An 11149-nucleotide genomic window follows, 5' to 3' on the forward strand; every position below is an offset into this window, starting at 1 on the left:
ACCTACAGACTCCAGGAAGGCTGGCCGTGGCTGCTGATCTGTCACAGATCGTGAAGGCGTACGACGTACGCGGGGTGGTCCCGGACCAGTGGGACGAATCGACCGCCGAGCTGCTCGGCGCGGCCTTCGCCCGGGTGACCGACGCCGAGGCGATCGTCGTCGGCCACGACATGCGTCCCTCCTCGCCCGCCCTGACCGGCGCCTTCGCGCGCGGGGCGGCGGCCCTCGGCGTGGACGTCACCGAGATCGGCCTCTGTTCGACGGACCAGCTGTACTACGCCTCGGGCGCGCTCGACCTGCCCGGCGCCATGTTCACGGCCTCGCACAACCCGGCCCGCTACAACGGCATCAAGCTGTGCCGCGCGGGCGCCGCCCCGGTCGGCCAGGACACGGGCCTCGCCGAGATCCGCGAGCTGGTTGAACAGTGGATGGACTCGGGCGCCCCCGCCCCGGCCCCGGTCCCGGGAACCATCACCACGGCCGACACGTTGAAAAACTACGCGGCGCACCTCCTCGCACTCGTCGACCTGACCTCCATCCGCCCCCTGAAGGTCGTGGTCGACGCGGGCAACGGCATGGGAGGCCACACCGTTCCCACGGTCTTCGACGGCCTGCCCCTGGAGCTCGTCCCCCTGTACTTCGAGCTGGACGGCACCTTCCCCAACCACGAGGCCAACCCGCTGGACCCGGCGAACCTCGTGGACCTCCAGAAGCGCGTCCGCGAGGAGTCCGCCGACCTCGGCCTCGCCTTCGACGGCGACGCCGACCGCTGCTTCGTCGTCGACGAGCGGGGCGAGCCGGTCCCCCCGTCCGCCATCACCGCCCTGGTGGCCGCCCGCGAACTCGCCCGCAACGGCGGCCACGGCACGATCATCCACAACCTGATCACCTCCTGGTCGGTCCCCGAGGTGGTGAAGGAGCACGGCGGCACGACCGTCCGCACCCGCGTCGGCCACTCCTTCATCAAGGCGGAGATGGCCCGTTCCGGCGCGATCTTCGGCGGCGAGCACTCCGCGCACTACTACTTCAAGGACTTCTGGAACGCCGACACGGGCATGCTGGCCGCCCTGCACGTCCTCGCGGCCCTCGGAGGCCAGGACGGCCCGCTCTCCTCCCTGGTCGCGGAGTACGACCGCTACACCGGCTCCGGCGAGATCAACTCCACGGTCGCCGACCAGGCCGACCGCCTCGCCGCGATCAAGGCTGCCTACGGCGACCGCGAGGGCATCACCCTGGACGACCTCGACGGCCTGACCGTCACCTCCACCGACTGGTGGTTCAACGTCCGCCCCTCCAACACGGAACCCCTCCTCCGCCTCAACGCGGAGGCGCGCGACGAGGCGACGATGGCCCGGATCCGCGACGAAGCCCTGGCCATCATCCGAGCCTGACGGCCCGTGGAGGTCGTCAGGGGGAGAGGCGCACGGCGGCAAGAGAGGCGCGGCAAGGGACCGGCAAGGGACGCGGGGCACTGGAGGCGCGTCACGGGTCGAACGGCACAGGAAGCGTGCCACGGGCAGCGCGTCGCAGGTGGAACGGCACGGGAAGCGCGTCACGGGACGAGCCGCGGGGGAGACCGGCCGGGGGCTCGCGGTCGGAGGCCTCCGGATACCGAGGGACGAAACCACGAGGCGGCCGAGAGGGCGGAACCGGCAGGCGGCCGGGGGCCGAGCCCCCGGGGGAGACCGGCGACACCCCCCGTGGCGCGAACCGGCGAGGCGGCGGGGCCGCCCCCTCGACGCCCACCCCGACACGCCGACCACCGGCCCCGTCCCCCGTGCGCCGTCTCCCACCCCACCACGTCCCGCCCAACCCCCACGCCCCAACCCCACCAGCGGTACCCTGACCAGGCACATCCGCACACCCCGAAGGGACACCCCATGCCGCTCGAAGCCGGCCTCCTGGAGATCCTCGCCTGCCCCGCCTGCCACTCCCCGCTCGAGGAGCAGGACGCGGAGCTGATCTGCACGGGACAGGACTGCGGCCTGGCCTACCCCGTCCGCGACGGCATCCCCGTCCTCCTCGTCGACGAGGCCCGCCACCCCGCGTAACACCGCGCCGCGCGACCGCGCCCCGCGCCGCCCCGGCCCGCAGCCGTCCCCGGCCCGAGCACCCCGGCGCCCGGCCGCGCACGGCGCCAGGCACCACGCCTCCCCGGGCGACGCCCCGCCCGTACCCCCGGCCCCGCACACCGACGACGCCCCAGGCGATCGGAGACTGCCGACATGCTCGACGACTCGCTGCTCGACACGCCGGAGGCCCTGGCCGAGGCCGATCACCGGGCCCTCCTGCGCGGCGCGGCCGAAGCCGGCGCCCGCGTCCGCACCGCCGCCCGGCACGCGGCCGAGGCCGGCGTCCACGACCTCCGGCCGGACGGCCGCCCCCGCGCGATCCTCATCGCGGGCCCTGGCGCCGCCGCCACCTGCGTCGCCGACCTCCTCGGCACGCTCGCCGGCGCCGCCTGCCCCGTCATCCGCCTGACCCCCACCGGCGTCGCCACCGCCGCGGGCGCCCTGCGCTGGGAACTCCCCGGCTGGGCGGGCTCCGTGGACCTCCTCCTCATCGCCACCCCCGACGGCAGCGAGCCCGGCCTCGCCCTCCTCGCCGAACAGGCCTACCGCCGCGGCTGCACGGTCGCCGCCGTCGCCCCCGCCGGTTCCCCGCTCACCGAAGCGGCCGGCGCCGTCCACGGACTCTTCGTACCGCTCGCGACCGCACCGTACGAACAGGACGAGCAGCCCCCGGCCGCGGCCTCCGCCCCCGGCGTCCTCTGGGCCCTCCTCACCCCCCTCCTCGCGCTCCTCGACCGCGTCGCCCTGCTCTCCGCCCCGCCCGAGGAGCTCGAACGGGTCGCCGACCGGCTCGACCAGGTCGCCGAACGCTGCGGCCCCGCCGTCGCGACCTACAGCAACCCGGCGAAGACCCTGGCCGCCGAGCTCGCCGACGCCCTCCCGGTGATCTGGACCGAGGGCACCTCGGCCGGCCCCGCGGGCCGACGCTTCGCCGCCGCCCTCGCCGAACTCGCGGGCCGTCCCTCCCTGATGGCCGAACTCCCCGAGGCCCTCGCCGCGCACAGCGCACTCCTCGCCGGCCCCCTCGCCGCCAGCGCGGACCCGGACGACTTCTTCCGCGACCGCGTCGAGGAGGCGCCCGCGCTGCACGCGCGCGTGGTGCTGCTGCGCGACCGCCCGATCGGCGGCCTCACCGCCGCCCCGGCCGCCCGCGAACTGGCCCTCAGCCACGACACGCCGATCAGCGAACTCGAACCCGAACCGGGCGACGAACTCGTCACCCTCGCCGAACTGATCGCCACCACGGATTTCGCCGCCGTCTACCTGGCCCTCGCCTCAGGATCCTGACCCGGCCCCTACCGTCACCGAAGGAACACCGGACGGCGGACGACGTCTGGCAGACCCGGACGGCGGACGACGCACGGCAGACCCGGACGGCCGACGACGGGCGACAGAGGCTGACGGCCGACGACGAGCAGCAGACGGCCGACCTCGCGCGGCTGACGGCCGCCCCCGCGTGACAGACGACAGAAGACCGACGGACGGCAGAAGTCCGACAGACCGGCAGACGGGCAGGCAGAGAGAACCGCATGGACCGCCTCGACAACACCATCCGCCCCTATGCCTGGGGTTCCCCCACCGCGATCCCGCACCTCCTCGGCGCCGAGCCGACCGGCGAACCGCAGGCCGAGATGTGGATGGGCGCCCACCCGGGCGCCCCCTCGCGCACCGACCGGGGCACCCTCGTCGAGATCATCGACGCCGACCCGCAAAAGGAACTCGGCGCGGCGACGGTCGCCAAGTTCGGCCCCCGCCTCCCCTTCCTCCTCAAGATCCTCGCCGCCGGCGCCCCCCTCTCCCTCCAGGTCCACCCCGACCTGGCACAGGCCGCAGCGGGCTACGCGGACGAGGAGCGCCGCGGCATCCCCGTCGACGCGCCCCACCGCAACTACAAGGACGCCAACCACAAGCCCGAACTCATCTGCGCCCTCACCGAGTTCGACGGCCTGTGCGGCTTCCGCGCCCCCACGCACGCGGCCGACCTCCTGGACGGCCTCGGCATCGACTCCCTCAAGCCCTACGTCGACCTCCTGCACGCACAGCCCGAGGAAGCCGCCCTGCGCGAGGTCCTCACCGCCCTCCTCACCGCCGACCGCGAGGAGATGGCCCACACCGTCGCCCGGGCGGCGGCCGCCTGCGACCGCCTCGGCGGCGCCTACGCCCCCTACGCAGGCATCGCCCACCACTACCCCGGCGACCCCGGCGTCATCGCCGCGATGCTGCTGAACCACGTCCGACTCCAGCCCGGCGAGGCCCTGTTCCTCGGCGCCGGCATCCCGCACGCCTACCTCGACGGCCTCGGCGTCGAGATCATGGCCAACTCCGACAACGTCCTGCGCTGCGGTCTCACCCCCAAACACGTCGACGTCCCCGAACTCCTGCGCATCGTCCGCTTCGAGCCCGCGGACCCCGGCGTCCTGCGCCCCGAGGCCGCCCCGGACGGCGAAGAGGTCTACGAGACCCCCATCGACGAGTTCCGCCTGTCGCGCTACGTCCTGTCGCCGGGCGCCCCCGCCCACGACCTCACCCTCCCCACCCCGCAGATCCTGCTCTGCACCGCGGGCACCGTCCGGGCGGGCGAGCATCCGCTGACGCCCGGCACGTCTGTCTTCGTCCCCGCGGGGCACAAGGCCGAAGTGGCCGGGGCGGGTACGGTCTTCCGGGCCACGGTCGTCGTCTGACCCCCGTCGTGACGACCTGACGCACCGCTGCCGAACCGGGCTGCAAGAATGGCCCCCCGGCAAAGGACGGGCAAAGCCGACGACGGCCCCGCCCAGCACGGCGTACGCACGTAGGCGAAGGGACAACGCGAAAACATGAGCGCGTCAGGCGGCACCAAGGCGATCGTGGCGGCACTCGGGGCCAACCTCGCGATCGCGGCATCGAAGTTCGTGGCGTTCGCGTTCAGCGGCTCGTCGTCGATGCTCGCCGAAGGCGTGCACTCGCTCGCCGACTCCGGCAACCAGGCACTGCTCCTCGTCGGCGGCAAGAAGGCCCAGCGCGAGGCCACACCGCAACACCCCTTCGGCTACGGCCGCGAGCGCTACATCTACGCCTTCCTCGTCTCCATCGTCCTCTTCTCCGTCGGCGGCATGTTCGCCATCTACGAGGGCTACGAGAAGATCAAGCACCCGCACGAGATCGAGCACTGGTACTGGCCCGTCGGAGTCCTCGTCTTCGCGATCATCGCCGAGAGCTTCTCCTTCCGCACCGCCATCAAGGAGTCCAACCCCCTGCGGGGCGAGCACTCCTGGAAGGAGTTCATCCGCCGCGCCAAGGCCCCCGAGCTCCCCGTCGTCCTCCTGGAGGACTTCGGCGCCCTCGTCGGCCTGATCCTCGCGCTCGGCGGCGTCGGCCTGGCACTGCTCACCGGCGACGGCGTCTGGGACGGCATCGGCACGCTCTGCATCGGTGTCCTGCTCATCCTGATCGCGCTCGTGCTGGCCGCCGAGACCAAGTCCCTCCTGCTCGGCGAAGCCGCCACCGGCGAGGACATCCGCAAGATCGAGGCGGCGGTCGTCGACGGCGACACCGTCACCCGCGTCATCCACATGCGCACCCTCCACCTCGGCCCCGAGGAACTCCTGGTCGCCGCCAAGATCGCCGTCCAGCACGACGACACGGCCGCCCAGGTCGCCACCGCCATCAACGCCGCCGAGGCCCGCATCCGCACCGCCGTCCCCATCGCCCGCGTCATCTACCTCGAGCCCGACATCTACAGCGAGGCCGAGGCCGCCAAGGGCTCCGACCGCGAGGCGGCCCCGGGCGGCCCCGCCCAGCACCCGACCGAGCACTGACCCGCACCACCCCGGCAGGGCCCGCCCCCACAGGCGGGCCCTGCCGCGTTCCACCCCTCGGCCCCCTCGGCCGCTCGGGACCCGACCCCCTCACCGCTAGTGATCGGCTCGATCCGATCGGAGATGGACTGGGGCCGTCCCGCCACTCCGGTGTAGCTTGGAACGGAGCCAGACGTCGCTGCTGATGGCGGTCGGGCGGTCCCGGTGCGGACCGTCCGAGGGAGAGAGGGCCTCCGACGGACTGCGCTGCGCGCACGCGGGCATGCCCATGCCCTTCTCCGGGCACCCCTGTGTCCGCCGCCGCGCAGACCAGCCGTACCCACTCTCTCGACCCCAACCGCGAGGAGCAGCTCACCATGACGACTGTCGACACCCGACAGGACTTCAAGGTCGCCGATCTCTCCCTGGCCGCGTTCGGCCGCAAGGAGATCACCCTGGCCGAGCACGAGATGCCCGGCCTGATGGCAATCCGCCGGGAATACGCCGACGCACAGCCCCTGGCCGGCGCGCGTGTCACCGGTTCCCTGCACATGACGGTGCAGACCGCCGTCCTCATCGAGACCCTCGTCGCGCTCGGCGCCGAGGTCCGCTGGGCGTCCTGCAACATCTTCTCCACCCAGGACCACGCGGCCGCCGCGATCGCCGTCGGCCCGAACGGCACCCCCGACGCGCCCCAGGGCGTCCCGGTCTTCGCCTGGAAGGGCGAGACGCTGGAGGAGTACTGGTGGTGCACGGAGCAGGCGCTGACCTGGCCGAACAGCCCCACCGGCGGCCCGAACATGATCCTGGACGACGGCGGTGACGCCACGCTCCTGGTCCACAAGGGCGTGGAGTACGAGAAGGACGGCAAGGTTCCCCCGGTCGACACCGCGGAGAACGACGAGCACCGTGTCGTCCTCGAACTCCTCAACCGCACCATCACCGACGGCTCGCAGAAGTGGACCCAGCTCGCCTCGGAGATCCGCGGCGTGACCGAGGAGACCACGACCGGCGTCCACCGCCTCTACGAGATGCACCGCGACGGAAGCCTGCTGTTCCCCGCGATCAACGTCAACGACGCGGTCACCAAGTCGAAGTTCGACAACAAGTACGGCTGCCGGCACTCCCTGATCGACGGCATCAACCGCGCCACCGACGTCCTCATCGGCGGCAAGACCGCCGTCGTCTTCGGCTACGGCGATGTCGGCAAGGGCTGCGCCGAGTCGCTGCGCGGCCAGGGCGCCCGCGTGATCGTCACCGAGATCGACCCGATCTGCGCGCTCCAGGCGGCGATGGACGGCTACCAGGTCACCACGCTCGACGAGGTCGTCGAGACGGCCGACATCTTCATCACGACGACCGGCAACAAGGACATCATCATGGCCGCCGACATGGCCAAGATGAAGCACCAGGCCATCGTCGGCAACATCGGTCACTTCGACAACGAGATCGACATGGCCGGCCTGGCGAAGATCCCGGGCATCGTCAAGGACGAGGTCAAGCCGCAGGTCCACACCTGGACGTTCCCCGACGGCAAGGTCCTCATCGTGCTGTCGGAGGGCCGCCTGCTCAACCTGGGCAACGCCACCGGTCACCCGTCGTTCGTCATGTCCAACTCCTTCGCGGACCAGACCCTGGCCCAGATCGAGCTGTTCACCAAGCCCGACGAGTACCCGACCGACGTCTACGTGCTGCCCAAGCACCTCGACGAGAAGGTCGCCCGCCTCCACCTGGACGCGCTCGGCGTCAAGCTGACCACCCTGCGCCCCGAGCAGGCCTCGTACATCGGTGTCCCGGTCGAGGGCCCCTACAAGTCGGACCAGTACCGCTACTGAGCCCGCGGCTCCACCCGCCGAGAGCGCGTCCGTGCACGGACGCGCTCACCGGCACCAGGCAGGTTCTCCGAGGCAGGCCCCCGCACCCCCGTGCCGGGGGCCTGCCCCTTCGGCCCACGGCCGGACCGGCCGTCCACCTGCCCGGCCCATCCGTCGAGACGGACCCGACCGGCCCGTCACACCCCAGGACCCCGATGCCCCGCGGCCGCTACGCGCTCCACGATCCGCACGACCACACCCCTCTCGCGCACGAGGACTTCCAGTGCGCCCCCGGTCCCTCCGGCTGGCGCTACGTCTCCCAGCTGACCACTCCCGCCGGCGACCACACCGGCTCCGTCGACCTCACCCTCGACGACCTCGGCCGTCCCCTCCGCCTCGAACTCCACGCGAGCAGCTGGCAGGTGCGCGGCGCAGCCCTCGACGGCGTCACCTGGGTCCGCACCGATCCCACCGGCACCGAGGCCACGGAAGGCAATGTCCCCGCCCACGCCTTCACCGGCACATCCCCCGCGTTCCTCATCGCCACCAGCCGGCTCCTACGCCTCACCCCCTCCTCCCCGGCCACCCGGGTACGCCTCGTGGCCTTCACCGATCCGGTCCTCGCCCCGCGCACCGTGGACCAGTCCTGGGCCTTGCTGAAGAGAGAAACACACGGCACTGACAGCGGCCCCCTGACCGTGGACGAATACCAGGTCACAGCCCTGGACACCGGCGAACAGCACACGGTCCACATCGCCGGTGACGTCGTCCTGGCAGCCCCGGGCATCGAACTGGAAGACCTGGAAACGCCCCCGTCGACCTTCGACTGAACCCCCCGCCGGGCTACGCCGGTGGCGCGAACCCGGTGGCAGGCCCCTCGGGCACATCACCGGCCGCATTCTCCACCGGACCCGAGGGCCGCCCCCCGCCCGCCGACGGAACCCCGGCGGCCCCACCGGACGGCTGCACCGCACCAGGCCCGTACGCCACGGACTGCCCGTACGGCGGCGGGTACGCCACCGGCGGCGCGTACGCCGCGCCCGGCCCGTACGGCATGGGCGGCACCGGGGGCCCGTAGGGAACGGGCTGCCCGTGCCCCGTCGGCGGACCGTAAGGCGACGGCGCGCCGTAGGGGGCCGGTGGGCCGTAAGGGGGCGGCGGGCCGTAAGGGGTCGGCTGCCCGTAGGCCCCGGGCGCACCGCCCACACCCGCGGCTCCGCCTCCACCCGAGGGCCATCCCGCCACCGGACCGTTCGCGAAGGCCCGCCGCGCCTCGCGGACCTGCCGCTCCTGCATCACCGCCGCCAGATACGCGGTCGCCGGCACCCCTTGCGGCACGGGCGTCCCCGTCCGCGCGGCGACATCTCCGGCCAGCCGCTCCGCCATCGCCCAGCCGACCTGCGGATCCAGCTGGTTCATCCGCCCCAGGTACTGGCGGACCGCCAGCCACAACCCGTCCGGCACCGACGAAAGGTCGAGCGTCCGGAACCGGCCCGCCAGCCAGGGCGGAGGCGGCGGGACGAAACCGGACCTCGCCACGGGCACGCGCTCCCGCACCACCAGCGTCCCGGCGAAGACGTCCCCGAGCCGCCGCCCCCGCGCCGACACGAGCGAGGCGATACAGGCCACCACCCCGATCGTCAGCAGAATCTCCACCACACCGAGCGCACCCCGCACCAAGGCGTGCCGGAACCGGATCGGCCCACCGTCGTCGCGCACCACCCGCAGCCCGCACGCCATCTTCCCGAGCGACCGCCCATGACTGAGCGTCTCCACCGCGATCGGCCCGCCGACCAGTACCAGCAGAAACGTGGCGATCGACAGCGCGATCTGCGCCGCCTCGTCCAGGGAAGCCGTCGCCGCCACCAGAACAACGGTCACGACGAGGTAGACCACGAAGGCCACGGTCAGGTCCAGCAGGATGGCCAACGCTCGACTGGGCAGCCTGGCAGGCCGCAGCTCCAACGCCACGGCCTCACCCGTCACCAGCTCACTCACGCCCGTAGTCCCTTCCCCGTCCTGCCCCCGGAACGGCCAGTCTGCCAAGCTGAGGGCACATCGCGCCGCAGTACGACAAGCTGACATCCATCACCGGCCGCCGACGAACGCCGAGGAGCAGGCACACCGATGGACCTGGACGTCTTCGTCTCCGCCCACCGAGCCGAATGGGACCGTCTCGACGCCCTCCTGAGCCGCCGACGCGGCCTCACCGGGGCCGAGACCGACGAACTCGTCACCCTCTACCAGCGCGCCGCCACCCACCTGTCCCTGATCCAGTCCAGCGCCCCCGACCCGCAGCTCACCGGTCGGCTGACCCAACTCGTGGCACGCGCGCGCAGCGCGGTGACGGGCACGCGAAGGGCTTCGTGGCGCGATGTGACCCGCTTCCTCACGCAGGGCTTCCCCGCCGCGGTCTACAGGTCACGCCACTGGTGGGTGCCGACAGCGGTGCTCTCCACCGCGGTCGCCGTCCTTCTGGGCTGGTGGATCGGCACGCACCCGGAAGTCCGGTCCTCCATAGCGGCCCCCGACGAACTGCGTGAGCTCACCCGCCCCGGCGGCCTGTACGAGACGTACTACTCGAGCCATCAGGCCGCGGCGTTCGCCGCCCAGGTCTGGACGAACAACGCCCAGGCCGCCGCCATGTGCCTGGTGCTCGGCGTCTTCCTGGGTCTGCCGGTCCTCTGGATCCTCTTCCAGAACATGCTCAACCTCGGCATCGGCGCCGGCCTCATGTCCTCGGCGGGCCGGCTCGACACCTTCCTGGGCCTCGTCCTCCCGCACGGCCTGCTCGAGCTGACCGCGGTCTTCGTCGCGGCCGGCACCGGGCTCCGCCTGGGCTGGACGGTCATCGATCCGGGCCCCCGCACGCGGCGTACCGCCCTGGCGGAAGAGGGCCGAGCCGCGGTCGGCATGGCGATCGGCCTGGCACTGGTCCTCTTCGTCTCCGGCGCCATCGAAGGCTTCGTCACCCCGTCGGGCCTGCCGACATGGGCCCGCATCACCATCGGCGTCGCAGCCGAACTGGCCTTCCTCGCGTACGTCTATGTCGTGGGCGGCAGAGCCGCCCGGGCCGGGGAGACAGGCGACGTCGAGGCCGCCGAACGCAGCGCCGAGGTGCCGACGGCCGCCTGATGTGCGGAGGGCCCCGCCGGGCTGCTAGTCTCCTCTTCGCCCCACAAAAGCCGTTGACACGGAGCGCGTGGGGAGGTAGATTAGAACAGTTGCCTGGAACTGGACCAAGTCCGGTCGGCAGCGGTTAGTATCTATCAGCCTCGTGAATCCAAGATTCCACTGAGGCACCCCCGATAAGTCGGAAAGCGAATGACCGGTTCAGACCGGCCAAGAACTTCTGATAAAGTCGGAACCGCCGGAAAGGAAACCGCGAAACAAAAGCGGGAACCTGGAAAGCACCGAGGAAATCGGGTCGAGAAAAGATCTGATAGAGTCGGAAACGCAAGACCGAAGGGAAGCGCCCGGAGGAAAG

The 11149-nt window shown here is 72.1% G+C and carries 9 protein-coding genes; 8 read left to right on the forward strand and 1 reads right to left on the reverse strand.

The features are described from left to right. The first annotated feature begins 26 nt into the window (after window positions 1-26). The 7 genes from J2X68_RS35260 (at window position 27) to J2X68_RS35290 (ending at window position 8492) form a co-directional block, all read left to right on the forward strand. Window positions 27-1391 carry a phosphomannomutase/phosphoglucomutase gene (locus tag J2X68_RS35260; RefSeq protein ID WP_310436677.1) on the forward strand — a complete coding sequence of 455 codons (1365 nt, stop codon included), beginning with the start codon at window positions 27-29 and terminating at the stop codon, window positions 1389-1391. Window positions 1392-1880: 489 nt separating this feature from the next. Next, a complete protein-coding gene (locus J2X68_RS35265; protein WP_310436678.1) occupies window positions 1881-2051 on the forward strand; it encodes a Trm112 family protein in 171 nt (56 codons plus the stop codon). A gap of 174 nt (window positions 2052-2225) precedes the next feature. After that, the gene (locus J2X68_RS35270; RefSeq protein ID WP_310436679.1) at window positions 2226-3359 is read left to right on the forward strand and encodes an SIS domain-containing protein; all 1134 of its coding nucleotides are present in this window, start codon (window positions 2226-2228) and stop codon (window positions 3357-3359) included. A gap of 242 nt (window positions 3360-3601) precedes the next feature. After that, on the forward strand, window positions 3602-4753 hold the full coding sequence (manA, locus tag J2X68_RS35275) for a mannose-6-phosphate isomerase, class I (RefSeq protein ID WP_310436680.1): 1152 nt from the start codon (window positions 3602-3604) through the stop codon (window positions 4751-4753). A gap of 135 nt (window positions 4754-4888) precedes the next feature. After that, complete coding sequence (locus tag J2X68_RS35280) at window positions 4889-5869, forward strand: cation diffusion facilitator family transporter (protein ID WP_310436681.1); 981 nt, start codon at window positions 4889-4891, stop codon at window positions 5867-5869. Window positions 5870-6225: 356 nt separating this feature from the next. Beyond that, window positions 6226-7683: an adenosylhomocysteinase gene (ahcY, locus tag J2X68_RS35285; RefSeq protein WP_310436682.1), complete on the forward strand. Its 1458-nt coding sequence runs from the start codon at window positions 6226-6228 to the stop codon at window positions 7681-7683. A 194-nt stretch (window positions 7684-7877) separates the two neighbouring features. Continuing rightward, window positions 7878-8492, forward strand: a complete 615-nt coding sequence (locus J2X68_RS35290; RefSeq protein ID WP_310436683.1) for a hypothetical protein — start codon at window positions 7878-7880, stop codon at window positions 8490-8492. A gap of 13 nt (window positions 8493-8505) precedes the next feature. On the opposite strand, the gene J2X68_RS35295 is transcribed toward J2X68_RS35290, so the two are convergent. After that, window positions 8506-9660 (reverse strand): RDD family protein, encoded by a 1155-nt coding sequence (locus J2X68_RS35295; RefSeq protein WP_310436684.1) that lies wholly within the window; start codon window positions 9658-9660, stop codon window positions 8506-8508. 129 nt (window positions 9661-9789) lie between these two features. Between J2X68_RS35295 and J2X68_RS35300 the strand changes: the two genes are divergently transcribed. Then, on the forward strand, window positions 9790-10797 hold the full coding sequence (locus J2X68_RS35300) for a stage II sporulation protein M (protein WP_310436685.1): 1008 nt from the start codon (window positions 9790-9792) through the stop codon (window positions 10795-10797). Window positions 10798-11149: the final 352 nt, after the last annotated feature.

Source organism: Streptomyces sp. 3330, assembly GCF_031456635.1.
Lineage (GTDB): Bacteria > Actinomycetota > Actinomycetes > Streptomycetales > Streptomycetaceae > Streptomyces.